Here is a 23,638-nt window from a genome sequence, read left to right as displayed (position 1 = left end):
GTCGGCTCCTCGCAGGGCCCGCGGGCCCTGCGAGGATCACGGCGAGCGCGCGGCGCGGCTCTTGCGCGCGGCCGCAGAGCGGGGCGGGAGGGCGCGCATGTGGTCGCGGACCCGGGTCATGATGTCCCCCAGGTGCCGCAGGTCCGCCTCCGACAGGGGGTCGAGCAGCATGCGGCGGACGACCTGGACGTGGCCGGGCAGGATGCTGCCGAACAGGGCCAGCCCCTTCTCCGTGATCGTCACCAGCGTCGCGCGCTCGTCGTCCGTGCTGGGGCTGCGGGTGATGAGGCCGGCCTTCTCCAGCAGGCCTGCCTGGTAGGTCAGGCCGCTGCGGCTGTAGACGACGCCGTCGGCGAGCTGCGTCATCGTCAGCCGGTGGGCCTCGGCGAGGCGGGCCAGGAGCTGGAACTGCACGTAGCTGAGGCCACCCTCGGCGCGCAGGTGCTGTTCGACGTGGTGCTGGAGCAGGCTGGTGGCTTCCGAGAGCGCGAAGTAGGCCCCCAGCTGCTGGGGATCGAGCCCCTCGGTCATCCCTCCATCATTCACCAGACACGCTTGCTTCGAGCCTGAAGCAACATGGTGATGTCACGGCGCGGATCGCCCGGCGAGCAGCGGTGCGAGGACGCGGGTGCCCGGGCCGACCTGCCCGCCGGGCCCCGGGAGCTGGGTGGTGTTGCGCGGCGTGAGCGAGCCGGCGCAGTGTGCGCAGACGGTGACCGGCGTCGTGTCCTGGCCGCAGGTGAGGTGGTGGACCAGCGCGGGCGGGCCCGCCTCACCCGCGTACCACCGGTCGCCCCAGGCCATGAGCGCCAGCAGTACCGGGTAGAGCTGCTCGCCCTTCTCGGTGGCGATGTAGTGCTCGCGTGGGGGTCGCTCCTGGTAGCGCTCGCGTGCGAGCACCCCCTCGTCCACGAGCCGTGCGAGCCGGGCCGCCAGCACCTTCCGCGAGATGCCCAGGTCCTCGGCGATGTCGTCGAACCGGGTCACCCCGAGGAGGACGTCGCGCATGATCAGCGCGGTCCAGGCGTCGGTGAACAGGTCCGTGGCCCGGGCGATCGAGCACGCGACCCCGGCGAGTCGTGTCCTGGTCATCGGCTCACCGTACATGGGTTCACTCGGGGAACTCGACGTATAGGGTTCCCTGAAGGAACTCGATCAGGGGAGTCGCATGTCCGCACCACGCATCCAGCTCGACTCGGCCGACGCGATCGACGGGCGCCACATCCGCGCCGTCGCCTTCCAGCAGGTCCGGCTGCAGTACGTCCGCAGGACGCTCGACACCGTGGGTGCCGCAACGGCAGGCGGACCCGCCCTGGTGGTCGGCAGCGGGCGGGGTGATCTGGCCCGTGGACTGGCCCGGCTGGGCATGGACGTCACGGCGCTCGACCCGTCGGCCGCGGCCACGGAGCTGGCCCGGCGGCGCTCGGACCCGGGCGACGGCGCCGTCACCTACCGGACGGCGCGCGCGGAGGACCTCGGGGAGCTGCCGGACTCGTCGTTCGCCCTCGCGTACTACGCCGACACCTTCGAGATCACCGCGGATCTCGATCGCGTGCTCGCGGAAGCGGCCCGGGTGCTGCGGCCGGGCGGCGTGCTCGTCTACGACACGGTGACCCGCACCCCGGTCTCCCGGCTGGTCTACCTGGGCGCGTTCCAGTCCTTCCCGCCGACGCGGATCGTGCCGCCCGGTCGCTACAGCGCCGAGCGCCTGCGCCGGCCGCAGGAGATGGCCGATGCGCTGGCCCGCGCCGGTCTGACCAGTGAGGACGTGTGCGGGTTCGCACCGAGGAGTCCGCGGGCGCTCGTCTCGGCGGTGCTGGCCCGCAGGCGCGGGCGCATCGGCGACGACCAGATCCCCGGCGTCGTCGGGTTCGCGCTCGCACCGGATCACACTCCGGTGGTCACCTACCTCGGCTTCGCCCGCATGCCGCACTGACGGTCAGCGCGCGGGACAGCCGCCGTCCGGTCGGTTCGACGAGCAGTGCTCCGCAGCTCCGGCGCGGCCGCTCAGCCGCGGGCCGTCGGCTCCCACACCTCACGCACGTCGAGGTTGTAGAACTTCGGCGGCGCGTCGCAGAGCTTCGCGAGGCGCGCGGCGAACTCGCCGGTCTCGGGCCGGCTCGAGTTCTCCATCGCGGCCTCGTACGAGTCGAACTCGACGATGTTCAGGTAGACGCCGGGGCGGTCCCGGTCGGCGGTGATCGTCCCGCGCAGCGGGCTCGACGGGCTGCCGTCGTCGAGGCGGGCGCGGATCTCCTTCCCCAGCGCCTCGACCTCGTCGAAGCGGGACGTCTGCATCTCGATGATCTGGATGAACCCGCCCATGACGCCTACTCCTTCTTCGCGGCCCATACGGAGGCGCCCTGCCAGTCGATGGCCACGACGGGCTCGTCACCCACCACCCATGCGTCGTGCCCCGGCGGCAGTGAGACGACCTCGCCCGGGCCGACCTCGAGCTCGGCGCCGTCCGCCATCGCGACGTGAACGCGCCCGCTCACCTGGTACTGCTGGTGCGGGGCCATGCACAGGTCGGTCCCTGCCACCGGCTTCACGTCGTTCGACCACTTCCAGCCCGGCTGCAGGGAGATCCGGCCAACCTGCGCACCACCGGCGAGGTTCACCAGCTCCATCCGCCAGTTCGTGCCCTCACGGACCTCGTCCGGCTTCTCGAACGACACGTGTTCCATCGGTTGCGTGGCCGTCATGGCGTGCCTCCAGGATCTGCGCTGGTCGTCGGAGGGCGGCCGAACCTACGCCAGGGCCTGATCGCCAACCAGCAACCGAACGGGTGGATTACCGCAGGTCAGGAGGCGATCACCTGCGGCGACGTCACCTTGAGCTGCGCGTTGGCCCACCGCATCTGGCGCAGCGTCTGGGGGTGGCAGTCGGCGGCGAGCTGCATCAGCGACTGCTTCTTCATCGCCTGCGCGGCCTGGGCGAGCAGCTCCCAGTCCAGCGACACCCCGGCCGCCTTCCGATGGACGTGGCGCAGATCGGCGAGCAGCAGCAGGCCGGAGGCCGGCCGGCGGGCGAGCGCGGCGCCGGCGCGCCTGCCCAGGACGCCGACCCCGGGCAGGGTCCAGCGCGGCTCCGGGTTCAGCCGGACGCCGAAATCGGCGCCGACCTCGGCGATCCGGCGGACGTGCTCCTGCGACCAGCCCGCCACGTCGCGGGCCACGTGGAAGATCTCGTGGTCGGCCCGGTGCCGGTCGGCGACGGCGAGCAGATCACGGGCGAGGCCGGCCTCGCCGCGGTGCAACTCCCGCAGGACCAGGCGCAGCTTGCTCATGACGCACCCCCCAGTCGTGCGGCCGCGGTCTTGAACAGCGGTTGCTTGGAAGCCGGATCCCAGTCGGTCACGGTGAGCTCGTTGGCGGCGCGACCGCGACCACCGCCCGGACCCGAGCCGGTCGTGTCCCAGTAGCCGTAGTGGAACGGGACGAAGAGGACGCCTCCGCGGATGTCGCCGATGCGCACGCGCGCGGTGATCGTGCCCCGTGGCGTGGCGACTTCCGCCGCATCCCCGTCGGCGAGGCCGAGCCTTCGCGCGTCGTCCTTGGAGCACTCCACCCACACATCCGGCGCCGCCGCCTGAAGCTCCGGGACGCGGCCCGTCTTCGTCCGGGTGTGGAAGTGGTGGATCGTCCGGCCGGTGATCAGCACGAAGGGGTACTCGTCGCTCGGCCGCTCGTGCGGTGGCAGGTACTCGGCCGCCTTGAGGATCGCTTTCGCGTCCGGGTTGAGCGCGCGGTATTCGGTCTCCTCCAGCGGTGCTCCGGTCACGAGGTCGCGGCCGTAGCTCTCGCAGTGGTCCGGGGCGCTCCAGAAGCGGCCGTCGGTGTAGAGGCGCTCCGTGCCGTCCGGGTTCTCGGCCGTGCACGGCCACTGGATGCCCGACGGTGCCTCCCGCAGCTTCGCGTGGGAGAGGCCCGAGTAGTCGCACGGCCGGCCGGCGCTGCACGCCGCCCAGGCGTCGAACGCCGACTCCCCGTCGTGCCACTGCGGGAACGGCCTGCCGTCCTTGTCGCGGAAGTCCATGCGCCGCGCGTAGTCGAGGAAGATGTCGAGGTCCGGACGGCCGTGTCCGGGCGGGTCGACGGCCTTCTCGGAGAAGTGCACGGTGCGGTCGGCGTTGGTGAACGTGCCGGTCTTCTCGCCCCAGGTCGCCGCCGGTAGGACGACGTCGGCGAGCTGCGCGGTCTCGGACAGGAAGATGTCCTGCACCACGAGGAAGAGCCGCCGCTGCGACAGGATCCGCCGGATCCGGACGAGCTCGGGCAGCGACACGGCGGGGTTGGTGCCGCTCACCCAGAGCATCCGGATGCTTCCCTGCTCGGCGTAGCGGAACATCTGCATCGCGTGCGTGGGCGGGGCCATGTGCGGGATCCGCGTCGGCTCGACGTTCCAGTGCCGCGCCAGTTCGGCCACGTGCGCGTCGTTCTCCCAGTTCCGGAACCCGGTGAGGTCGCCGTCGGCGCCGCACTCGCGCGTGTTCTGCGCCGTCGGCTGGCCGTTCATCTGCAGGATGCCGCACCCGGGCCGGCCGAGCATGCCGCGGATCAGGTTCAGGTTGTTGACCTGCACGGCGGCGGCGGTCGCCTGGTGGGACTGGTAGAAGCCCTGCAGCACGGTCGACAGCAGCCGCTCCGCCCGGCCCAGCACGCGGGCGGCGGAGCGGATCTGCTCCGGCTCGATCCGGCAGATCTCTGCGACGCGATCGGGCGGGTACTCCTGCACGCGCTTCTCGAGCTCGGCGAACCCGACGGTGTGCGCCTCGACGTACTCGCGGTCGACCCAGCCGTTCTCGACGATCTCGTGCAGCAGGCCGTTCATCAGCGCGACGTTGGTGCCGGGCAGCGGTGCGAGGTGCACGCCGCCGCTCTCCCGGGCGGCGTCGGCGACGGGCGTGTCCCGCGGGTCGACGCAGACGAGCGCGGGCGGGTTCGGCCCGGCCAGCCGGTCGAGGATCCGCATCCACAGCACCGGTTGCGTCTCGGCCGCGTTGTGCCCGAAGAGTGCGATCACGTCGGCGTGGTCGACGTCGGTGAAGGAGCCGGGCTGCCCGTCGCAGGCAAAGGTCTCCTTCAGTGCCGCCGCGGCGGTCGCCGTGCACAGGCGCGTGTTCCCGTCGAGGTGATTGGTGCCGATCGCGCCGCGCGCGATCGCGGCGAGGGTGTAGTACTCCTCGAGGAACAGCTGCCCGGTGGTGTAGAAGCCGATCGCGGACGGGCCGCGCCGCTCCAGCAGGCGCTTCGACTCGGCGACGACGCGGCCCATGGCCGTGTCCCAGTCGGTCTCGACCAGCCGTCCGCCCATCCGCACCAGCGGCCGGGTCAGGCGGTCCGGCGAGGCGTTCGCCTGCCAGCCGAACAGGTCCTTGGGACCCAGCCGCCCGCCGTTGACCCGGTCGTCCGCGCGCCCGCGCACCCCGACGATCCGCCCGTCGACCACGGCGATGTCCATCGCGTCACCGTTCGAGTGCAGCAACGACGCGCTCTTCGCCCATCGCTGCACGTCCTCGGGCGCGACGCCGTCGGCGAGGTGCTGGTCGACGCGAGCGGGCCAGCGCCCGTCCCGGCCGTAGGGCGTCCGCTCGCCCCACGGGTGCGCGATCCTGTCCGGTTGTTGCATGTCGCGGGACTACCCACATCCGCGCGGACTGTGCCGCTAGCCCGCCGTCCGGTCGACGGCGGGGACCGGGATCCACGCGGCGTGCTTCGCCGTCCGGTCGTCACCGGACGAGCGGCCGCGCAGGCGGCGCCCGACCCACGGCAGGACGTGCTCCCGGTAGTACCGGGCCTCCGCGAGCAGGCGGCGGGCCGCGGGCGACCCGGCGCTCGCCGCCTGAGCCGCCGGACCCTCGCCCAGCGTCGCGAGCACGAGCTCGGCCACCCGCTGGTGGCCCGCGCCGTTCAGGTGCAGCCGGTCCGCCGACCAGTACTCGGGGCGGCGGATCTCGGCGTCGTGGAAGACGTCGACGAACTCCAGCCCGTGTGCGGTGGCCAGCGCCGCGACGCCCGCGGTCAGCTGCGCGGCGCGCCGGTGGACCGTTCGTCCGAAGGGGAGCCGGTCCGACGGGTCGGCGCCGCTGATCAGCACCAGCCGCACGCCGGTTTCCGCGCAGCGGTGGACCGCCCGTTCGGTCAGGGCCACCAGGTTCGCCACGTCGACGCCCGGGCGCAGCATGTCGTTGCCGCCACCGTTGAGCGTGATCAGCGTGGGGGCCGGTACGAGGGACAAGGCCGCTTCGAGCTGGTCGGTCACGATGGGCGCCAGCAGGCGCCCGCGGACCGCCAGGTTGGCGTACTGCACGTCGCCGCCGCGGGTGGCTGCCAGCCCCGCCGCCACCCTGTCGGCCCACCCCCGGACCGCCCCGTCCGGGAGCTCGTCACCGACGCCCTCCGTGAAGCTGTCCCCGATCGCCGCGTACCGCACCGCACCTCCTCGCATGACAACGCTCCCGCCAGTTGACCACGACGGGCGGACGCGTCTCGAGGCCGGTCTCGTCGACCGGGTCGACGTGGCGCCGGAGGCCGGATCAGCCGAGCACCTCCCGGTGGGTCTCGCGGGCCGCGAGCACCGCGGCGAGCGAGATCGCCGAGATCGCCGCGTAGTAGCCGACCACCGCCCACACCGACCCAGCGGCCGCGTACAGGGCCGCAGCGATCAGCGGGAAGAGACCCCCGATCACCCCGCCCACCTGACGGCTCACGGCCAGGCCCGAGAACCGGCGTGCGGCCCCGCGGAAGAGCTCCGCGAAGAAGCTGGCCTCCGTCGCGAAGATCATCGTCTGGATGACGGCCGGCGGGATCGCCAGCGCCAGCACGATGAGGACGGTGTTCCCGCTCGCGAGCATCGGGAAGAAGGCGAACGCCGTGTAGAGCGCGCCGATGACGAGCGACCCCGCGATCAGGATGCGGCGGCCGACGAAGTCGGACAGGCGCCCGAAGAGCGGGTTCATCGCGATGCCGACGATGTTGCCGATGAGCACGCCGTTCAACATCACCGACGTCGGGATCCCGAGCTCCCTGCCCCCGTGGACGAGCGCGTACACCGTGAAGAGCTGCAGCATGCTGGTCTCGGTGATCACGCAGAGGAACACGGTGAGGCAGGCCTTCGGCTCCTCCCGCAGCGCGACCAGCAGAGGGGCCTTCGGCGGGGCCTCCCGCACCGCGTTCGTGAAGACCGGTGACTCGTTGATCCGGGTGCGGACGTACACGCCGACCACCACGAGCACGGCGCTGAGCAGGAATGGCACCCGCCAGCCCCAGGCGAGCGCCTCCTCGGTGGGCATGCTCGCCACGAGGGCGGCCGCGAGCGACGCCAGTACCGAGCCGAGCGCCCCGCCGATCTGGATCGTGCCGGCGTAGCCGCCGCGCTTGCCCTGCGGTGCGCTCTCGGTCGCCATGATCGTCGCGCCGACGGTCTCGCCGCCGAGCGCGAAGCCCTGCACGCACCGCAGGAGCGTGAGCAGGACCGGCGCCGCGACGCCGATCGCCGCGTACGTGGGCAGGAGCCCGATGCCGGTCGTGGCTGCACCCATCAGGACCAGCGTCACGAACATGATCGGCTTGCGTCCGACGCGGTCGCCGAAGTGGCCGAAGACGAACCCGCCGAGCGGCCGCGCGACGTAGCCGACGGCGAACGTCGCGAGCACCGCGATCGTGCCGACCAGCGGGTCGGCCTGCGGGAAGAAGAGCTGGTTGAACACCACGGGGGCGATCAGGCCGAACAGCAGGAAGTCGAAGTACTCGATCGTGGTGCCGATGGTGCCCGAGATCAGGACGCGGCGCCGTTGCGTCGCGATCCGCGCATCGTCCTGGAGCGGCGACTCCGCCGCGCTGTCGATGGTCACGGGTCAGTCCTCGTGCACGACGATGCCGCGGATGAGCTTGCCGTCATCCAGGTCCTGGTAGCCCTGGTTGATCTCGTCGAGGCCGTACTCGCGCGTGATCAGCTCGTCGAGTTTCAGCCGGCCCACCCGGTAGAGGTCGAGCAGCCGCGGGATGTCGAGCAGCGGGTTGCACATGCCGAAGACGTGGCCCTGGATCCGCCGCTGGTAGCCCACCAGCATCCCGTTGGCCGCGAGCTGCACCTGGGTGTCGGTGCTGCGGCCGACCGAGGTGACGGTGACCTGCCCGCCCTTGCCGACGATCGCGGCCGCCTGCGACACGACCTCCGAGGTCAGCACGCCGACGGTGCAGATGGCGTGGTCGGCCAGCTGCCCGCGGGTCAGGTCGACGACGGCCTCGTGCGCCTCGGCCGCGTCGGCGAAGGTGTGGGTGGCCCCGAAGTCCAGCGACTTCTCCCGTTTGAACGCGACCGGGTCCACCGCGACGATGTGCTTGGCGCCCGCGTGGCGCGCGCCCTGCACGGCGTTCGACCCGACCCCGCCGACACCGAAGATCACGACCGTGTCGCCGGGCCGCACGCCCGCCGCGTAGACCGATGTGCCCCAGCCGGTCGGCACCCCGCAGCCGGTGAGCGCGGCGACCTCGAACGGGATGTCGTCGTCGATCCGCACGCAGGACGCCTGTGAGACGACCGCACGCTGCGAGAACGTGCCGAGCATGCAGAACCCGCCCAGGTCCTCGCCCCACTCGTCGTGGAACCGGAACGTGCCGTCGGCGAGCATCCCGGTGACCATCTGCGCGCCCTGGTCGCAGAGGTTCTGCCGGCCGGAGGAGCAGTAGCGGCACGTGCCGCACGCCGGGATGAACGAGCACACCACGTGGTCGCCGGGCCGCACCCGCGTGACGTTCGGGCCGACCGCCTCGACGACGCCCGCGCCCTCGTGCCCACCCACGATCGGCAGGCGGCACTTCGCGTCACCGGTGCGCAGGTGCTCGTCGGAGTGGCACATCCCCGACACGGCGAACCTGATGAGCACCTCGCCGTCGCGCGGTTCGTCGAGCTCGAGGTCGACCAGCTCCCACGGCTTGCCGGTCTCCCGGATGATCGCTGCCTTCGTGCGCATGGCGCTCCCGTCGTCGCTGACCGGACGAAGTCCTCAGCGACGCTAGAGATCGGGAGGGGCACCGGCGATCGACGCATGGCGGCGTGGTCTTACGTCATGCGTCGCGTGCACCAGGCCTCACCGGGGCGCACGCCGGGTGCCGGAACGATCGAGGTGAAATGTGATCGCCGCTGCCGGCGCTCCGCCCTAGCCTTTCGCGAATGCACTACCGACCGCCCTTCTCCGCGGAGCGGACCGCGGTGCTGCGGAGGTGGCACGAGCGGGCCTACCGCGAGATGAGCGAGGCGGGCGAGCGCCGGCTGTCGTACCTCGGGCTCGACCTCGGGCGCGTGCTGTTGTTCTTCGGCACGTCCGGCGATCAGGACCACGTGCTCGGCCTCGCCGCCGGCGCCGGACTGGCGGTCGAGACCGTGCGGACCCGCGAGCTGACGCGGGACGGTCTCACGGTCACCTACTCGACGTTCCGGCTGACCGTCCGCCTCGGTGGCCGGCGGTGATCGGGGGTCCCGATACCCGACCGGCCACCCGCACCGAACGAATGTTTCAGCTCACGACTCCGTCTCGATGATCTGCGCGCCGTCGGCGGCCTTCTGCACCGACTCGCACCCCTTCAGCGCCGACGCCTTCGTCTCGTAGGCCTCGCCGGTGGCGACGACCTGGCCGTTGGACGCCTTCAGTCGGAACCGGTACTTGCCACCACGGTCCTTGTACACCTCGAACTTGCCCGCCATCGTCGTCCCCTTCACTCTGCGTGATGTCAGCGACGCGGAAGGTAATGGACGTGGCGGGAGGGTCGGGGCGACGCGCCGCACCCGGACGGGGGACGCCAGGTGCACTCTCGGCCGTCCGGCGCTCCATCCTCCTCATCCGGCGTTCGTGACGACCGCGGCGACGATCTTGCGGACCTCCACCTCCGCCGGAGGAGTGTCTCCGCCTGCGAACAGCAGGTGCGCGCTGCCGATCAGGGTGAGGGCGAGGGTGTCGACGTCGGCGTCCGCCGCGATGCGGCCGAGGTCGCGCTCCGCCGCGAGGTAGGCGGCGATCATGGCCGAGGCCTGTGCGAGCAGCGGGATGCCGGCCAGTCCGGCTTGGCGCAGCCGGGCCCGCAGGCCGTCGCGGAAGGTGACGAGCCCGACGATCGCCACGGCGACGGGCCCGAACACCCCGGTCAGCGCGGCGGTGAGGTTGTCGGTGACGGTGCCCGTGCCGGCGGACCGGCGCAGGGCCCGCTCGTCGAGCCGGCCGATGCGGTCGAGGACCAGCTCGGCGAGGAAGGCGTCGAAGTCGGCGAAGTGCCGGTGCAGCACGCCCTTGGCGACGCTCGCCTCGTCGGTGACCGCCCGGCTGGTCAGCGCGTTCGGGCCGTCGCGGAGCAGGACGCGCTCCGCGGCGGCGAAGAGCTGTTCGCGCGGATCGCGCAGGGCCACTCCGGTCGGCATACCGCCACCCTCCCTCGATGAGTGGGCACGTGCCCACTAGAGTGGGCGCATGCCCACTATGCCATTCGAGTCCCACGAAGCCCGTCACCTCGCGGAGTCGTTCGGCGCGGACCCCGAACGCTACGACCGGGCGCGCCCGCGTTACCCCGAGGCCCTCGTGGAGCGGATCGTCGCCGCGAGCCCGGGCCGTGAGGTCGTCGACGTCGGCTGCGGCACGGGCATCGCAGCCCGGCAGTTCAGGGCGGCGGGATGCGCGGTGCTGGGCGTCGAGCCCGACGCGCGGATGGCCGCCTGGGCGCGTCGGCACGGGCTCGAGGTCGAGGTGGCCACCTTCGAGGAGTGGGAACCCGCCGGCCGGACCTTCGACGCGGTGGCCGCCGGGATGGCCTGGCACTGGGTCGACCCGGTCGCGGGGGCGGCCAAGGCGGCGCGGGTGCTGCGGCCCGGTGGACGGCTCGCCCTGTTCTGGTACGTGTTCCAGCCCTCGTCCGACCTGGCGGAGGCCTTCTCCGCGGTCTACCGGCGGGTGCTACCGGACTCGCCCTTCGCGAAGGGGGCGATGCCCGGCCTGGACGCCTACTCGGCGTTCCTCACGAAGGCGACCGAGGGGATGCGGCAGGCAGGCGGGTTCGGTGAGCCGGAGCAGTGGCGGTTCGACCGGGACCGCTCCTACACGCGCGACGAGTGGCTGGAGTTCGTGCCCACCTCGGGCGGGCACCACCTGTTCCCGCCGGATGTCCGGGAGGAGCTGCTGGCGGGCATCGGGGCCGCCGTCGACGCGGTCGGCGGCAGCTTCACGATGCACTTCACCACCGTTGCGGTCACCGCGGTGCGCGGGTGAGCGCGGCCGTCACGAGCCGGTCGGAGAGCTCCCGCAGCCGCCGGCGCGCGTCCGGGTCGCTCGCCTGGGGATCGGGGTCGACGGGGTCGGGCGTGTTGCTGTCGAAGTAGCGGCCCGTGGTCGTCGCGAGGCCCTCGTCGAGGATCAGGCGGAGTGTGGCGGTGCCACCCTGCTCCAGCATGCTCACCGACGTGCCCGGCCACGCCTCGTTCACCATGGTGGTGGGCATCAGGGTGGCCGGGTGCAGGGCGTTGACGGTGACACCGGTGCCGCGCAGCTCGGCGGCGAGGTCGACCGTGGCCATGATCTGGGCGAGCTTGCTCTGCCGGTAGGCCCGCATGCCCGAGTACGAGCGTTCGAGGAGCGGATCGGCGAAGTCGATCGCCTCCTGCCCGATCGATGCGATGTTGACCACCCGCGCCGGGGCCGACGCGACGAGCAGCGGCACGAGCCTGCGCGCCAGGTGGTAGCCGGCCAGGTGGTTCACGGCGAAGCGCAGCTCGATCCCGTCGGCGCTCTCCTCGCGGCGGCTCTGGTCGGCGCCGGGGCCTACCCCCGCGTTGTTGACGAGGACGTCGAGGCGGTCGAGGCGGCGCAGCACCTCGTCGGCGAGCCGGTCCACCTGCCGGAGCTCACCGAGGTCGGCCTGCACCGTGTCCACGCCCAGCTCGTTGTGCAGGCCGCCCAGCCGCTCCGGGTTGCGGCCGTGCGCGAGCACCCGGTGCCCGGCCTTCGTGAGCTCCCTGGTCACGTACCGGCCGAGACCATCGGTCGCTCCCGTCACGAGGATCCTCATGGGACCGAGGCTAGCTGCCGGTGATCACGCGAGGCTGAACCGCTCCGCGTGTACCTGGCCGCGGGGGACGCCCAGCTCGCGGAGGCTGCGCAGCACCGCATCGGTCATGGCGGGCGGGCCGCAGACGTACACGTCCCGATCCGCGATGTCCGGTACGAGCCCGCGGAGGTTCGCCGGCTCGAACGGCGCGAAGGGCGGGTTCCCGGATCCGGTCCGCCCGGCCAGCACGTGCAGCTGCGCGCCCCGCTCGCCCGCGAGCCACTGCAGTTCGCGGAGCAGCACGGCGTCGTCCATGCTGTGCACCCGGTAGAGGACGACGGCCGGCCCCGTCGACTCCTCCAGCATCGCGCGGATCGGGGTGATCCCGACGCCGCCTGCGATGAGGAGGGTGGCTTCCCGGGTGCGGTGCAGGGCGGTGAACGCACCGTAGGGGCCTTCGAGGAAGGCGGGGGCGCCGACCGGCAGCCGGCGCAGCCCGGCGCTCGTCGTGCCGACGGCCTTGGCGGTGAGCCGCAGCGTGCGACCGTCGGGCGCCGCGGACAGCGAGAACGGGTTGGCCTGCCACCAGCCGTTGTGCGTCGGGAAGCGCCAGATGAAGAACTGCCCCGCCCGGGCGTCGAGGCGGTGGAGGTGACGCCCGGTGACGTAGACGGAGACGACGTCGTCGGACTCCGGCTCGACCGCGGCCACCCGGAACCGGTGGTGGGCGTTGCGCCAGATCGGCAGGACGATCCGGCCGGTCAGGAACGCGAGCAGCACGAGCGTCCACACCGTCCACCAGTACGCGCGCGCGGCAGGGGAGGACGCGAACGTCGTGCCCTCGAGGCCCTGGTGGATCAGGGCGAGCAGGACGGCGAGGTAGAGGCCGATGTGGAGGGCGTGCCAGGTCTCGTACCGCATCCGCCTGCGGGCGTAGCGCAGGGAGGCCACGGCCATCGCGAGGATGATGGCGGCGGCGCACATCCCGAGCAGGGAGGCGATCACCCCGGCGAGGCTGAGGAAGGTCGCGGTGACCGGCATCGAGTAGAGGACGGCGTAGCCGAGCACCACGAGCGTGGCGTGCGTGAGCACGGTCCAGGCGAGGGTGAAGCCGGTCCAGCGGTGCCAGACGGTGAGCCGGTCCATGCCGATGCGGCGGTCGAGCCACGGCAGCCGCGCCACCAGCACGAGCTGCAACATCATGATCGAGGCGGCGTGCAGCGCGAAGAACTTGGCGACGGTCAGCACCGAGTTCTTGCCCGCGCCTGCGCCGGCGAAGAGCACCTCCACGACCACGAGGTGGGCCAGGAAGCCGGCGCCGAGCACGACCTGCGCCGCCACGGCAGGGGACAGGCCCGTGCGCGCGCTCTGGCTCCGAACTGCCACCGGCAACCACCGTCCCTCGGTCGGGATGACCGTATTCCCCGCGGATGTCGCTCGGGAGTGGCTGCGCGTTGCGGGTTCGCGCGCCGTGATCGGTAAGACGCTCGAGCCGGCGCGCGGGTTCGATCTCGGGGCGCTGTCGCCCGGATCCGGCTAGCGCTGGTCGAGGAGCCAGCGGCCCACGTCCCGCAGGTGGGCCAGCACCTCGGGGGAGGCGTCGAGCCGGGTGCCGGGGCCGAGCGTGACGACGTCGCGCACGAGCCGATCGAGCGAGTCGGCACCCAGGGCCACGGTGCACGAGGTCTCGTCGATCGGCTGGATCCGGGCGAGGATCGACATCGGCAACCGGGCCCGCACGACCTCCGCAGGCGCAGGGACGGTGGCGCGGACGGTGTAGCGGTAGGGCGTCGAGGCGATCGCCTGCCGCACGTGCTCGGCTGGGTCGCCCGCAGGTAGCTCGCGGGGGCTGAACCGCAGGCGCGCCGACTCGGGGCGGTCGATGCGGTCCACCCGGAACGTCCGCCAGTCGGCTGCCCGGGTGTCGAAGGCGATCAGGTACCAGAGCCCGTACGTCGTCACCACGTGGTGCGGTTCCACGCGGCGGTCGGTCGTGCTGTCGTCGCGGCGGCGGTAGGCGAACCGGACGATCTCGCGGTCGCGCACGGCGGCGGCCAGCACCGCGAGCACACCCGGGTCGATCCGCGCGACGCGGTGGTCGGGCACCGACACCACCGAGGCGCCGACGGCGGTGACCCTGTTGCGCAGCCGGCCCGGCATCACCTGCGTGAGCTTGGCGAGCGCGCGGCCCGCCGTCTCCCCGTCGCCAAGCGTGCCGAGCAGGCTCGTGGCGATCGCGACTGCCTCGTCGTCGTCGAGCAGGAGAGGGGGCAGGTCCTCGCCGGAGGTGAGCCGGTAACCACCCGCGGTTCCGGTGGTGCTCACGACCGGGTAGCCCAGCTCGCGCAGCCTGCCGACGTCGCGGCGCACCGTCCGGTCGGTCACCCCGAGTCGCTCGGCCAGCTCGGTGCCCGCCCACTCCCGCCTGCCCTGCAACAGGCTGAGCAGGCGCAGCAGGCGCGCCGGGGTGGAGAGGGTCACGTCGGATCTCTACGGGACCGCCCGCTCGGCGGCAACCCGGTTCACGCCGATGTCCGCCACCGGCCGGCGTCGCACCGCGACCGCCGCCGCGCTCAGGGCGACCAGTGCGGCGCAGGTCCCCATCGCCGGGCCGAAGCCGTCGACGAACGCCGCGGGGGAGGCGTAGCTGCCGGTGCCGGTGAAGACGGCGACGAACACGGCGAGCCCGAGCACGCCGCCGAGCTCGCGCAGCATGGCGTTGACGCCGGAGGCCTTGCCGATGTCGGCGGCCGGGACCGCGCCGAGCACGGCGTTGGCAGTGGGTGCGAGGGCCATCGACCCGCCGATGCTCGCCACGAGGAACGGGACGACGAGCTCGCCGTAGGGCATCCCGGGGCGGGCAACCAGCGCCACCCAGGCGATGCCGGCCGCGGTGGTCAGCAGCCCGGTGACGATCAGTGGCCGGTTGCCGATCCGGTCGGCCAGCCGGCCGGAGAGCGGTCCGAGCACGATCAGCGTCGACGTCCACGGCACGAGGCCGATCCCGGCCTGCAGCGGGGTGAGGCCGAGGCCGGTCTGCAGCAGCTGCGCGTAGAAGAACAGGCCTCCGAAGATCGACGCGAAGAGGCCCGCCGTCGCGACGTTGCCGGCGACGAAGCCGCGGCAGCGCAGCAGCCGCATCGGGAACATCGGCTCGGTCGCCCGCCGCTCCCACGCGACGAACGCCACGAGCGCCGCGCCACCCAGCGCGAGCGCGCCGAGCACCTCGGTGCTCACCCAGCCCACCGCGTTGCCGCGGGCGAGCGCCCACACGAGGCCGAGCACGGCACCGATGACCAGGAGCAGCCCGCGCACGTCGAGCGCGGTGCCGGCGCCGCGGCTCTCGTCGCACTTCGCGAGGATCAGCGGCAGCACGGCGAGGCCGATCGGCACGTTGAGCCAGAAGACGAACTCCCAGCCCACGGCGTGCGTGATCGCCCCGCCGATTCCGGGCCCGGCCAGCACGGCGATACCGGACCCGCCCTGCAGCAACCCGATCGCGCCGCCCCGCCGCTCCGGCGGGAACGCGGCACTCACCAGCGTCATGGCGAGCGCGCTGACGAACGCCGCGCCCGCCCCCTGAACCGCCCGGGCGAGGACGAGGACCACGACGTCGGGTGCCGCCGCGCACGCCGCCGAGGCCGCGGTGAACAGGGCGATCCCGGCCGCGAACATGCGCCGCCGCCCGTACCGGTCGCCGAGGGCCGCCGCCGGCATGAGCAGCACGGCCATCACGAGGTTGTAGCTGTTGACGGTCCACTCCAACTGCTCGGCGGTGGCGCCGAGGTCGGCCTGGATGGTGGTGAGCGATGCGGACACGACGAGCGCGTCCAGCGCGGTCATCAAGGATGCGACGGCCGCGAGCGCCAGCACCCATGTCCTCCGGTGCACCATGATCGTTCCTCTCGATGTGAGCAGCGATGTCATGGCGACAATCGGGATGGCGCCGGATCGACATCCCGTCCGCTACCGTGCGCCCGGGGGGCGCTGTGGCGGGTGGTGAGGTGATCGCCGGGCGGTACCGCCTCGACGCCGAGATCGGCTCCGGCGGCATGGGTGAGGTGTGGCGTGCCACCGACCGCGAGACCGGCGCCACCGTCGCGCTGAAGCGGGTCCGCCTCTCCCACCTCACCGGGGGCGAGCGCGACCGCGCCCGGCGGTCGCCGGGATCGTCCCGGGCGGGGTGCTCGGGTCGGCGGCAGGTGACCTGCTGCGCATCGTCGGGGCCGCGCTCGCCGTCCTGATCGTGCTGGCCGTGACGGCACGGCAGCGGGCGCGGGCCTACCGCGCCGTGGTCGGGGTGAGACGGCTACTTCGCCGGCAGGCCACGTCCGGCGTGGACCACGCATGAGCTCGGTGGCGCGCTCCACGTGGCGATCGCGTGGCTCGGCGCGGTGGAGCGCTCCTCCTGGAGCGAGCGGATCTTCGGGCAGACCACGATCGGAGAGGGTGTCGAGCGAGCCCGCCCCTATCCCTCGAGCTGGTGCGCGCCGGCGGCGAACACGTTCTCCAGCTTCACCGGGCGCGAGAGGATCTTCTGGTCGACGGCCGTGCGGACCAGCCGCTCGAGCATCTCGCGGTTGGGGTCGATCCCGTAGGGCAGCGGATCGGCCCCGGTCAGCTCGAGCACCTGCCGGTTCAACCGGTCGGTGGCGCTCGGCGACGCGATCCCGTCGTCGGCGAGCCGGTCGACGTAGACCTGCTTGGCGCGCACGAACGCGTCGAAGATGTCCGCGGCGATGTCGGGACGTTCCCGCAGCACCTCGTCGCGGACGACGACGAGGTGGTTGATCGGGTAGAGGCCGCGTTCCTGCAGCGCGGTGAGGGCGGCGTCCTCCGGGTCCGGGATCAGCGGCGTGACGTCGGGGGCGTCGATGCGGGCGCCGAGCACGGCGGCGAGCTTCCCGCTGCGCAGCAGGTCCTCCAGGCTGCGCGGGGGTTTGACCGGGACGACGTTGCCCGGGGGCCGGTACTGCGCGACGTGCTCGTCGCCGGAGAGCACCCACGTCACCTCGTCGAGGTCGACGCCGTACTCCTCGCTCAGGATGGAGCGGGCCCACACCCCGGTGGTGACCGTGTAGCCGCGGTCCACGCCGACCCGGCGGCCCTCGAGGTCCTTCGGGTGCCGGATGCCGCCCGCCGTCGCCACCTGGATCACGCCGTGGTGCAGCCCGCGGGCGAGGAAGACGGGCAGCGCGGTGAGCTCGACCCCGTGCTCCTTGGCGACGAGGTAGGTCGTGACCGCCATCTCGCTGACGTCGTACGCCAGCTCTCGCACCATCCGGCGGAAGGCGGAGGCGAGGACCGGCACTTCCTCGAACTCGAAGCGGAACCCGCGCGGGGTCACCTCCCCGCTCTTCAGCGCCTCGTTGGCTCCCTGCGTGCGGATGACGGTCCGCAGCACGGGCCCGGGTTCCTGCATTTCGATCCCCTCTGGTCGCTCACCGACACCTACGTATTACCAATGGACCTCAGGGCGAGAGCTGGTGGGGTCGCTGGCCGATCATCTGCGCGAGGCGATCCGGAGCCGGGCCGGGCGTGACCGAACTCCGCGAGATCCCGATGCCGGACATCGACGAGGACAGCGCCCTTCTCGAGGTCGCGGTGGCCGGGATCCGCGGCACCGACGTGGAAATGTACGCGACGCCACCCTGCTCCGCCCCATGATCATGGGGCACGAGAACGTCCGTGTCATCTCGCGGTCGAATCGCCGAACCCGACCCGACCTCGCCAAGGGGTCAGGTGCGGAAGCGCCTACCGCGATGACCGGGCGCCGGTGTGCGGTGGCGCGGCGGGTAGTTGCACCGTGACGCAGAGCCCGCCGGCGGCCCGGGGGGTGAGGGTGAGGGTTCCTCCGTGGGCTCGGGTGATGCTCTTGACGATCGCCAGGCCGAGGCCGACACCTGCGTGGTCGGTGCGTATGCGTTCGGTGCCGCGCTGGAACGGCTCGGCGAGCGTGGAAACCAAATCCCGCGTGAGCTTCTGGCCGGTGTTGTCGACGATGAGCAGCACACTCCCGGAGTGCACGCTGGTCGTGACCCACACGGCGCCCCGTTCGGGCAGGTTGTGGACGATCGCGTTGTGCACGAGGTTCGTGGTCAACTGCAGCAGGAGCGCGGGTGAGCCGACGGTGGGGGCGATGTCGCCGGCGGTCCCGATGCTGACGCCGCGCTTCTCCGCGAAGGGGAGGAGCGTTTCGGCGGCTTCCTCCGCCAGAAGGGACAGGTCGACGTGTTCCCGCCTGAAGGACCGCCGGTCGGCGCGGCTGAGCAGGAGCAACGCCTCGGTGAGGTCGATCGCTCGGGTGTTGACGGCGCGGAGGCGGTCGACGAGCTCGTCGGTGTCGCGGGTCGGATCGTTGCGGGCCACGTCCAGGAGCGACTGCGTGATCGCCAGCGGGGTGCGCAGTTCGTGGGAGGCGTTGGCGGCGAACCTGCGCTGTTCGGCGACGTGTGCCTCGAGCCGCGCGAGCATGGCGTCGAAGGCGTCGGCGAGCTCGCGGAACTCGTCCCCGCGGCCCGGTAGCCGGATCCGGTGGGACAGCGATCCGTTCGCGGCCATGCGGGTGGCGTTCGTGATGCGGGTCAGGGGGGCGAGCATGCGGCCGGCGAGGATCCACCCTCCCGCGAGGCCGAACACCAGCAGGAATGCCATCACCACGACTGCCGCCGGACCGAAGACGGCTGGGCCGAAGGAGCCTCGTTGGAAGACGAGCGGGAGGTTGGAGAGGTCGGGAAGGGAGTAGCTGCTGGGCGTTCCTCGCAGCAGGAACACCCACACCGCCGCGAGCAGCAGGGCACCGGCGACCATGAGGAACCCGGCATAGCTGAGGGTGAGTTTGAGACGAACGCTCAACCCAGGCGCTCTATCCACGGTCCCCTCCCTCGTGTCCGGCCGCCGGTTGCGCGTCGACGCGGTACCCGACGCCGGGCACGGTGGCGATGATCCCGGGTTCGCCGAGGCGTTTGCGCAGTGCCGAGACGGTGATGCGCACGGCGTTGGTGAAGGGGTCGGCGTTCTCGTCCCACGCGCGTTCCAGGAGCTCCTCGGCGCTGACGACACCACCTTCCGCGGCGACGAGGACCTCGAGCACGGCGAACTGCTTGCGGGTGAGCGCGACGTAGCGGCCGTCGAGGTAGACCTCGCGGCGGAACGGGTCCAGCCGCAGGCCGGCGATCTCCCGCACGGGGGGTCTGTTGTGGGCGCGTCTGCGGTCGAGCGCTCTGAGCCGCAGCACGAGCTCCCGGAGTTCGAACGGCTTGGTGAGGTAGTCGTCGGCGCCGAGCTCGAACCCGGAGACCTTGTCGTCGAGCCGGTCGGCGGCGGTGAGCATGAGGATCGGCATGCCGCTGCCGGAGGCGACGATGCGTTCTGCGATCTCGTCGCCGGAGGGGCCGGGGATGTCGCGGTCGAGGACGGCGATGTCGTAGGAGTTGACGCTCAGCAGCTCCAGAGCGGTGTCACCGTCACCGGCGATGTCGGCGGCGATCGCCTCCAGGCGCAGGCCGTCGCGGATGGCTTCCGCCATGTAGGGCTCGTCCTCGACGATCAACACACGCACAAGTTCTCGATGCTACGAGCCTGCGCATATCGCAGGCATATCGAAAACCGGATACGTGCTGGCAACACCATCATTCCTTGACTGGAGGCATGACCCGCGTGCTCCCGATGCCGCCGGCCGGCACATGCCGCCGGCACACCGGCGACCGCACGCCGATCCCACGCACGATCCGAGGATGCAGAAGTGACCAGAATGCTCGGCAACCCCCCGCACGGCACTCGGGAAACCCTGGCGGCCAGCGCGCGCGGGCTGGCCAAGACCTACGGCCGGGGCGACACCCAGGTGCATGCCCTGCGCGGGATCGATCTCGACCTGCCCCGAGGCAGGTTCACCGCGATCATGGGGCCGAGCGGGTCGGGCAAGTCCACGTTGATGCACTGCCTGGCCGGGCTCGACCAGGCCAGCGCGGGCACCGTCACCGTGGCCGGCACCGAGCTGGGGTCACTCGACGACGACGCGCTGACGGTCTTCCGCCGCCGGCACGTCGGCTTCGTGTTCCAGTCGTTCAACCTGCTGCCGATGCTCACCGCGGAACAGAACATCCTGCTCCCGGTCGAGCTGGGCGGTGCGCGGGTCGACGACGCGACCCGGGAACGTGCCCAGACGCTCGCCGAGAAACTGGGCGTGGCCGACCGGCTCGGGCACCGGCCCGCGGAGCTGTCCGGTGGCCAGCAGCAGCGGGTCGCGATCGCCCGGGCGCTGGTCACCGGGCCGGATCTGCTGTTCGCCGACGAGCCCACCGGGAACCTGGACTCCACCACCTCGGCGGAGGTGCTGGAGCACCTGCGCCGGTCGGTGCGCGAGCTGGGCCAGACCGTCGTGATGGTCACCCACGACCGCGACGCCGCGGCCTACGCCGACGACGTGGTCACCATGCAGGACGGGCTGATCGCCTGATGCGCACCGTCCTCCTCGCCTCCCTGCGCATCCACGTCCGCCGGTACGTGGCAGCGGGGATCGCGGTGATCGCCTCGGTCGCCTTCGTCGTCGTGATCGGCGTGCTCACCTCCGGGGCCCGGGCCGGGTTCATGGAGAACTCCGGGGCGCCGTACCGCGGTGCCGACTTCGTGGTCGACGCGCCCGAGGACGGACCCGAGCCGGGCCCACCGTGTTGCCCCGACACCCTGGACCTGTCGGACGCGATCGCGCTCATCGACCGCCTCGGCGACAACGCATCCGGGCTCGGCCGGGTCGACCTGCCGGCGCACCGGGAAGACGGCGCACCGCTCGGCTCGGGCGAGTTCCGGGGCCAGACGACGGTGGGGCCGATCGCGGCCGGGGAGGGCCTGCGCTGGCAGAAGCTCGTCTCGGGCCGCTTCCCGGCACACACCGGCGAGGCGGTGATGCACGTGTGGGACGCCCAGGCCCAGGAGGTCGCGGTCGGCGACCGGATCCGGGTCGGCGACGGCTCAGGCGCGACCGACCTGGAAGTGGTCGGCCTCGTGGTGTCGCCCACCACATGGACTCAGGCCTCGATGTACGTCACGTGGCCGCAGTACCTGCAGTGGCGCGACCAGCCCACCTTCCACGTGGGCAGCGTGGCGGTGCGCGGGGAAGTGGGTCCGCTCCCCGAGGGCATGAGGGTCTGGACGGCGGACGAGTACGTCAGAAACGGCCTGACCCGGCTCAACAACGACACGGACATGATCACGTTGATGCTGCTGTTGTTCGCCGGCGTCGCGCTCGTGGTCTCGGTCCTGGTCGTCGCGAACACGTTCTCCATCCTGTTCGCGGGGCGCCTGCGCGACTTCGCGCTGCTGCGCTGCGTCGGCGCCACCCGGGCGCAGGTGCTGGGTTCGGTACGCCGGGAGGCGGCCGCCGTCGGCGGGCTCGCATCCCTGGCCGGGGCGCTGGTCGGTGTCGGGCTCGGCTACGGCCTGCTCCCCCTGATCAACACCCTCGCCCCCACCCCGTTGGCCGCTCCCGCACCGCCTGTGCCCTGGCTGCTGGGCGGGTTCGCCGTCGGCCTGCTGGTCACCATGCTCGCGTCCTGGCTGCCGACCCGGCAGGTGATCCGGGTGAGCCCGCTGGCGGCGCTGCGCCCGCCGGCCGCGCTCGACGTGCGCACCGCCACCGGCCGGGTGCGGCTGGCGCTCGCCGCGCTGCTCCTGCTCACCGGGCCGGCCCTGCTCGCGGCCGCGATGGTCCGGGACAGCACGCTGTTCATGGTGGCCGGCGGAGCAGCGGTGTTCACCGGCGTGCTGCTGGTCGGGCCGGTGCTGGTGCCCCGCCTGGTGCGGGTCAGCGGGGCGCTGCTCGGCCGCGCCGGCCGGCTGGCCACCCAGAACGCCGTGCGCGACCCGCGCCGGACCGCCACCACCACCGCCGCCCTGCTGGTCGGGGCCACCCTGACGACCGCCGTGCTCACCGGGATGGCCACCTGGCGTGCGGGGCTGGACGAGGTGAACGTCAGGCACAACCCCATCGACGCCGCGCTCACCTCGCTCGAGGAACCGGTCCCCACCGACCTCCTCGACCGGGTACGTCGCACTCCCGGTGTCGAGCAGGCCATCGCCGTGGACGGCGCCGTGGCCCGGCTCTCCGGGTTCGACGCACCGCTGCCGGTCCTCACCACGTCGGCCGCGCCGCAGGTGGCCCGCGACGGCGGGAGCTTCGCCCAGGTGGAGCCCGGGACGATCCGGCTCGACCTGGACGCCTTCACCGACCCGAGCGTCCGGCCCGGGGACCAGGTCACGGTGCGCGTCGGCGACCGCGAAGCCCGGCTGCGGGTCGTCTCGCTCTCCGGCTGGGGCCGGGCCGGCATGCTCGCACCGCAGACCCTGGCACAGCTCACCGACGCCCCCGAACCGCGCGTCGTGTGGGTCCGCGCCACCGCAGGCGCCGACCCGCTGAAGCTCGTCGACGACCTGGACGGGCTGGCGGATGCGGCCGGCGCGCAGCTGGAGGACCGGCTGCAGGCCCAGGCGGCGGCGAACCGGGAGCGCGACCTCCTCGCCGGGTCGGCGCTCGGCCTGCTCGGCGTCTCCGTGGCGATCGCGCTGATCGGGATCGGGAACACCCTGGGGCTGTCCGTCCTCGAACGCGCCCGCGAACATGCGCTGCTGCGTGCGCTCGGGCTGACCCGCGGGCAGCTGCGGCGGACGCTGGCCGCCGAGGCCCTGCTGCTGTCGGTGGTGGCCACCGTGCTCGGCACCCTGATCGGCGTCGGGTTCGCCTGGGTCGGCTACGAGACGTTCGTGAAGCGGGCCCTCACCCACGCCACGATGGTCATCCCCTGGCCCTCACTGGGCGCCGTCGTCCTCATCGCCACCCTGGCCGGACTCCTCGCCGCAGTTCTCCCGGCGCACCGGGCCGCCCGGGTGTCTCCCGCAGAAGGGCTGTCCCTCGACTGACACCTCCTCAACTGCGTACCGATGGACAACCGTCACACACAGATCGTCCGAGCTGCGGATGGACTTCGCGGCCGGACGGAAGCGGAGACAGCGTGATCCTCGAGGGGTGGCACCACTGGTTCGGCACGTTCACCGGCGTCGCTCTGTCGACGGTGGCCGTACTGCCGTTGGCCGCCCTGGCCGTGTGGGCTCTCGCACGCCGCCGGATCGTCACGGGCACCGCGCCGGCGTGGGCGTGGCGCAGCTCCCTGGCCGAGGTCGGCATGGTCTACGGGACGGTGCCGTGGGTGTGGATGACCATGCTGCCGGGCAGCCGGGCCGGCGAGGTTCCCGGTCGGGTGAGCCCGGTGCCGCTGCTGGACCTGCTCACGATGTCGACCAGCCAGGTCGTCGGGAACCTGCTGGTGTTCGCGGCGCTGGGCTTCTTCGTCCCGCTGCGGTTCGCGGCGCTGGCCTCGGCACCGCGGATCCTGGCGCTCGCGGCGTCCTGCTCCGCGCTGGTCGAGACCGCGCAGTACGTCCTGCAGCTGGACCGGGTGTCCTCCGTGGACGATGTGCTGCTCAACGCCGCAGGCGCCGGACTGGCCGCGCTGGCGTCGCGCCGCTGGTGGCGGACAGCGGCCCTCACGCGTCCGGTGTTGCTCGCACACCGGTTGCCCGGACCGTGAGGAGATCCACCACGTCGGTGAGCC

The 23,638-nt window shown here is 72.4% G+C and carries 26 protein-coding genes; 8 read left to right on the top strand and 18 right to left on the bottom strand.

All coding sequences use genetic code 11. The annotated features are described in order from the left end of the window. Nucleotides 1-36: 36 nt before the first annotated feature. Both FHX44_RS39455 and FHX44_RS39450 read right to left on the bottom strand, forming a co-directional pair. Complete coding sequence (locus FHX44_RS39455; protein ID WP_147260428.1) at nt 37-531, bottom strand: MarR family winged helix-turn-helix transcriptional regulator; 495 nt, start codon at nt 529-531, stop codon at nt 37-39. Between the two features lie 54 nt (nt 532-585). After that, nucleotides 586-1,092 (bottom strand): winged helix-turn-helix transcriptional regulator, encoded by a 507-nt coding sequence (locus FHX44_RS39450; protein WP_147260427.1) that lies wholly within the window; start codon nt 1,090-1,092, stop codon nt 586-588. 76 nt (nt 1,093-1,168) lie between these two features. Here FHX44_RS39450 and FHX44_RS39445 point away from each other — a divergent pair, with 76 nt between their 5' ends. Then, nucleotides 1,169-1,936 carry a class I SAM-dependent methyltransferase gene (locus FHX44_RS39445; protein WP_147260426.1) on the top strand — a complete coding sequence of 256 codons (768 nt, stop codon included), beginning with the start codon at nt 1,169-1,171 and terminating at the stop codon, nt 1,934-1,936. A 71-nt stretch (nt 1,937-2,007) separates the two neighbouring features. Here the strand turns inward: FHX44_RS39445 and FHX44_RS39440 are convergent, their stop codons facing one another. From FHX44_RS39440 to FHX44_RS39410, 7 genes are all read right to left on the bottom strand, one after another. Continuing rightward, on the bottom strand, nt 2,008-2,325 hold the full coding sequence (locus FHX44_RS39440) for a hypothetical protein (protein ID WP_147260425.1): 318 nt from the start codon (nt 2,323-2,325) through the stop codon (nt 2,008-2,010). Nucleotides 2,326-2,330: 5 nt separating this feature from the next. Further along, a complete protein-coding gene (locus FHX44_RS39435; RefSeq protein ID WP_147260424.1) occupies nt 2,331-2,705 on the bottom strand; it encodes a cupin domain-containing protein in 375 nt (124 codons plus the stop codon). Between the two features lie 98 nt (nt 2,706-2,803). Then, nucleotides 2,804-3,289 carry a hypothetical protein gene (locus FHX44_RS39430; protein ID WP_147260423.1) on the bottom strand — a complete coding sequence of 162 codons (486 nt, stop codon included), beginning with the start codon at nt 3,287-3,289 and terminating at the stop codon, nt 2,804-2,806. Then, the gene (locus FHX44_RS39425; protein WP_147260422.1) at nt 3,286-5,631 is read right to left on the bottom strand and encodes a molybdopterin oxidoreductase family protein; all 2,346 of its coding nucleotides are present in this window, start codon (nt 5,629-5,631) and stop codon (nt 3,286-3,288) included. The genes FHX44_RS39430 and FHX44_RS39425 overlap by 4 nt, the downstream gene beginning before the upstream one ends. 36 nt (nt 5,632-5,667) lie before the next feature. Beyond that, nucleotides 5,668-6,435 carry an SGNH/GDSL hydrolase family protein gene (locus FHX44_RS39420; protein WP_147260421.1) on the bottom strand — a complete coding sequence of 256 codons (768 nt, stop codon included), beginning with the start codon at nt 6,433-6,435 and terminating at the stop codon, nt 5,668-5,670. Nucleotides 6,436-6,538: 103 nt separating this feature from the next. Continuing rightward, nucleotides 6,539-7,855, bottom strand: a complete 1,317-nt coding sequence (locus tag FHX44_RS39415) for an MFS transporter (RefSeq protein WP_147260420.1) — start codon at nt 7,853-7,855, stop codon at nt 6,539-6,541. Between the two features lie 3 nt (nt 7,856-7,858). Beyond that, entirely contained in the window at nt 7,859-8,977 is a 1,119-nt protein-coding gene (locus FHX44_RS39410) for an NDMA-dependent alcohol dehydrogenase (RefSeq protein WP_147260419.1), read from the bottom strand. Nucleotides 8,978-9,177: 200 nt separating this feature from the next. Between FHX44_RS39410 and FHX44_RS39405 the strand changes: the two genes are divergently transcribed. Next, nucleotides 9,178-9,474, top strand: a complete 297-nt coding sequence (locus FHX44_RS39405; protein WP_147260418.1) for a hypothetical protein — start codon at nt 9,178-9,180, stop codon at nt 9,472-9,474. A 51-nt stretch (nt 9,475-9,525) separates the two neighbouring features. Here the strand turns inward: FHX44_RS39405 and FHX44_RS39400 are convergent, their stop codons facing one another. Both FHX44_RS39400 and FHX44_RS39395 read right to left on the bottom strand, forming a co-directional pair. Next, the gene (locus FHX44_RS39400) at nt 9,526-9,708 is read right to left on the bottom strand and encodes a YegP family protein (protein WP_147260417.1); all 183 of its coding nucleotides are present in this window, start codon (nt 9,706-9,708) and stop codon (nt 9,526-9,528) included. 132 nt (nt 9,709-9,840) lie between these two features. Beyond that, entirely contained in the window at nt 9,841-10,416 is a 576-nt protein-coding gene (locus tag FHX44_RS39395) for a TetR/AcrR family transcriptional regulator (protein WP_147260416.1), read from the bottom strand. Between the two features lie 49 nt (nt 10,417-10,465). On the opposite strand from FHX44_RS39395, the gene FHX44_RS39390 reads away from it, so the two are divergent. Then, nucleotides 10,466-11,257 (top strand): class I SAM-dependent methyltransferase, encoded by a 792-nt coding sequence (locus tag FHX44_RS39390; protein ID WP_147260415.1) that lies wholly within the window; start codon nt 10,466-10,468, stop codon nt 11,255-11,257. Here the strand turns inward: FHX44_RS39390 and FHX44_RS39385 are convergent. The 4 genes from FHX44_RS39385 to FHX44_RS39370 all read right to left on the bottom strand — a co-directional run bounded on the left by FHX44_RS39385 (nt 11,238) and on the right by FHX44_RS39370 (nt 15,926). Then, nucleotides 11,238-12,053 (bottom strand): SDR family NAD(P)-dependent oxidoreductase, encoded by an 816-nt coding sequence (locus tag FHX44_RS39385; RefSeq protein ID WP_147260414.1) that lies wholly within the window; start codon nt 12,051-12,053, stop codon nt 11,238-11,240. The genes FHX44_RS39390 and FHX44_RS39385 overlap by 20 nt on opposite strands. Before the next feature lie 24 nt (nt 12,054-12,077). Then, the gene (locus FHX44_RS39380; protein WP_212612856.1) at nt 12,078-13,418 is read right to left on the bottom strand and encodes a ferredoxin reductase family protein; all 1,341 of its coding nucleotides are present in this window, start codon (nt 13,416-13,418) and stop codon (nt 12,078-12,080) included. Nucleotides 13,419-13,568: 150 nt separating this feature from the next. Next, nucleotides 13,569-14,513 (bottom strand): helix-turn-helix transcriptional regulator, encoded by a 945-nt coding sequence (locus FHX44_RS39375; protein WP_246170842.1) that lies wholly within the window; start codon nt 14,511-14,513, stop codon nt 13,569-13,571. A 9-nt stretch (nt 14,514-14,522) separates the two neighbouring features. Further along, complete coding sequence (locus FHX44_RS39370; protein ID WP_147260413.1) at nt 14,523-15,926, bottom strand: MFS transporter; 1,404 nt, start codon at nt 15,924-15,926, stop codon at nt 14,523-14,525. 289 nt (nt 15,927-16,215) lie between these two features. Between FHX44_RS39370 and FHX44_RS42540 the strand changes: the two genes are divergently transcribed. After that, nucleotides 16,216-16,383 carry a hypothetical protein gene (locus tag FHX44_RS42540; RefSeq protein ID WP_170309228.1) on the top strand — a complete coding sequence of 56 codons (168 nt, stop codon included), beginning with the start codon at nt 16,216-16,218 and terminating at the stop codon, nt 16,381-16,383. Between the two features lie 117 nt (nt 16,384-16,500). Here FHX44_RS42540 and FHX44_RS39365 read toward each other — a convergent pair whose 3' ends face one another. Then, nucleotides 16,501-17,454, bottom strand: coding sequence for a substrate-binding domain-containing protein (locus FHX44_RS39365; RefSeq protein ID WP_147260412.1), 954 nt, complete (start codon nt 17,452-17,454; stop codon nt 16,501-16,503). Nucleotides 17,455-17,570: 116 nt separating this feature from the next. Here FHX44_RS39365 and FHX44_RS43975 point away from each other — a divergent pair, with 116 nt between their 5' ends. Further along, nucleotides 17,571-17,699, top strand: a complete 129-nt coding sequence (locus FHX44_RS43975; RefSeq protein WP_281287941.1) for a hypothetical protein — start codon at nt 17,571-17,573, stop codon at nt 17,697-17,699. Nucleotides 17,700-17,786: 87 nt separating this feature from the next. On the opposite strand, the gene FHX44_RS39360 is transcribed toward FHX44_RS43975, so the two are convergent. Beyond that, nucleotides 17,787-18,887: a sensor histidine kinase gene (locus FHX44_RS39360; protein ID WP_281287940.1), complete on the bottom strand. Its 1,101-nt coding sequence runs from the start codon at nt 18,885-18,887 to the stop codon at nt 17,787-17,789. Between the two features lie 10 nt (nt 18,888-18,897). Then, nucleotides 18,898-19,593 carry a response regulator transcription factor gene (locus FHX44_RS39355; RefSeq protein ID WP_147260410.1) on the bottom strand — a complete coding sequence of 232 codons (696 nt, stop codon included), beginning with the start codon at nt 19,591-19,593 and terminating at the stop codon, nt 18,898-18,900. Nucleotides 19,594-19,785: 192 nt separating this feature from the next. On the opposite strand from FHX44_RS39355, the gene FHX44_RS39350 reads away from it, so the two are divergent. The 3 genes from FHX44_RS39350 (at nt 19,786) to FHX44_RS39340 (ending at nt 23,614) form a co-directional block, all read left to right on the top strand. Next, complete coding sequence (locus tag FHX44_RS39350) at nt 19,786-20,490, top strand: ABC transporter ATP-binding protein (protein ID WP_147261848.1); 705 nt, start codon at nt 19,786-19,788, stop codon at nt 20,488-20,490. Beyond that, nucleotides 20,490-22,946, top strand: coding sequence for an ABC transporter permease (locus FHX44_RS39345; protein ID WP_147260409.1), 2,457 nt, complete (start codon nt 20,490-20,492; stop codon nt 22,944-22,946). Before FHX44_RS39350 ends, FHX44_RS39345 begins: the two co-directional genes overlap by 1 nt. 92 nt (nt 22,947-23,038) lie before the next feature. Further along, nucleotides 23,039-23,614 (top strand): VanZ family protein, encoded by a 576-nt coding sequence (locus FHX44_RS39340; RefSeq protein WP_246170841.1) that lies wholly within the window; start codon nt 23,039-23,041, stop codon nt 23,612-23,614. Nucleotides 23,615-23,638 lie beyond the last annotated feature (24 nt).

The sequence above is a fragment of the Pseudonocardia hierapolitana genome, from assembly GCF_007994075.1.
Lineage (GTDB): Bacteria > Actinomycetota > Actinomycetes > Mycobacteriales > Pseudonocardiaceae > Pseudonocardia > Pseudonocardia hierapolitana.
The sequence above is the reverse complement of the archived record's forward strand: the minus strand, read 5'-3'. Positions and strand labels throughout refer to the sequence as shown.

What these genes read in the sequence shown, in the direction of transcription:
- FHX44_RS39400 (WP_147260417.1), bottom strand. Translation starts at nt 9,708, where the DNA reads ATGGCGGGCAAGTTCGAGGTGTACAAGGACCGTGGTGGCAAGTACCGG.
- FHX44_RS39350 (WP_147261848.1), top strand. Translation starts at nt 19,786, where the DNA reads ATGCTCGGCAACCCCCCGCACGGCACTCGGGAAACCCTGGCGGCCAGC.
- FHX44_RS39365 (WP_147260412.1), bottom strand. Translation starts at nt 17,454, where the DNA reads ATGCAGGAACCCGGGCCCGTGCTGCGGACCGTCATCCGCACGCAGGGA.
- FHX44_RS39455 (WP_147260428.1), bottom strand. Translation starts at nt 531, where the DNA reads ATGACCGAGGGGCTCGATCCCCAGCAGCTGGGGGCCTACTTCGCGCTC.
- FHX44_RS39385 (WP_147260414.1), bottom strand. Translation starts at nt 12,053, where the DNA reads ATGAGGATCCTCGTGACGGGAGCGACCGATGGTCTCGGCCGGTACGTG.
- FHX44_RS39445 (WP_147260426.1), top strand. Translation starts at nt 1,169, where the DNA reads ATGTCCGCACCACGCATCCAGCTCGACTCGGCCGACGCGATCGACGGG.
- FHX44_RS39425 (WP_147260422.1), bottom strand. Translation starts at nt 5,631, where the DNA reads ATGCAACAACCGGACAGGATCGCGCACCCGTGGGGCGAGCGGACGCCC.
- FHX44_RS39345 (WP_147260409.1), top strand. Translation starts at nt 20,490, where the DNA reads ATGCGCACCGTCCTCCTCGCCTCCCTGCGCATCCACGTCCGCCGGTAC.
- FHX44_RS39435 (WP_147260424.1), bottom strand. Translation starts at nt 2,705, where the DNA reads ATGACGGCCACGCAACCGATGGAACACGTGTCGTTCGAGAAGCCGGAC.
- FHX44_RS39390 (WP_147260415.1), top strand. Translation starts at nt 10,466, where the DNA reads ATGCCCACTATGCCATTCGAGTCCCACGAAGCCCGTCACCTCGCGGAG.
- FHX44_RS39395 (WP_147260416.1), bottom strand. Translation starts at nt 10,416, where the DNA reads ATGCCGACCGGAGTGGCCCTGCGCGATCCGCGCGAACAGCTCTTCGCC.
- FHX44_RS39410 (WP_147260419.1), bottom strand. Translation starts at nt 8,977, where the DNA reads ATGCGCACGAAGGCAGCGATCATCCGGGAGACCGGCAAGCCGTGGGAG.
- FHX44_RS39430 (WP_147260423.1), bottom strand. Translation starts at nt 3,289, where the DNA reads ATGAGCAAGCTGCGCCTGGTCCTGCGGGAGTTGCACCGCGGCGAGGCC.
- FHX44_RS39440 (WP_147260425.1), bottom strand. Translation starts at nt 2,325, where the DNA reads ATGGGCGGGTTCATCCAGATCATCGAGATGCAGACGTCCCGCTTCGAC.
- FHX44_RS39405 (WP_147260418.1), top strand. Translation starts at nt 9,178, where the DNA reads ATGCACTACCGACCGCCCTTCTCCGCGGAGCGGACCGCGGTGCTGCGG.
- FHX44_RS39450 (WP_147260427.1), bottom strand. Translation starts at nt 1,092, where the DNA reads ATGACCAGGACACGACTCGCCGGGGTCGCGTGCTCGATCGCCCGGGCC.
- FHX44_RS39370 (WP_147260413.1), bottom strand. Translation starts at nt 15,926, where the DNA reads ATGGTGCACCGGAGGACATGGGTGCTGGCGCTCGCGGCCGTCGCATCC.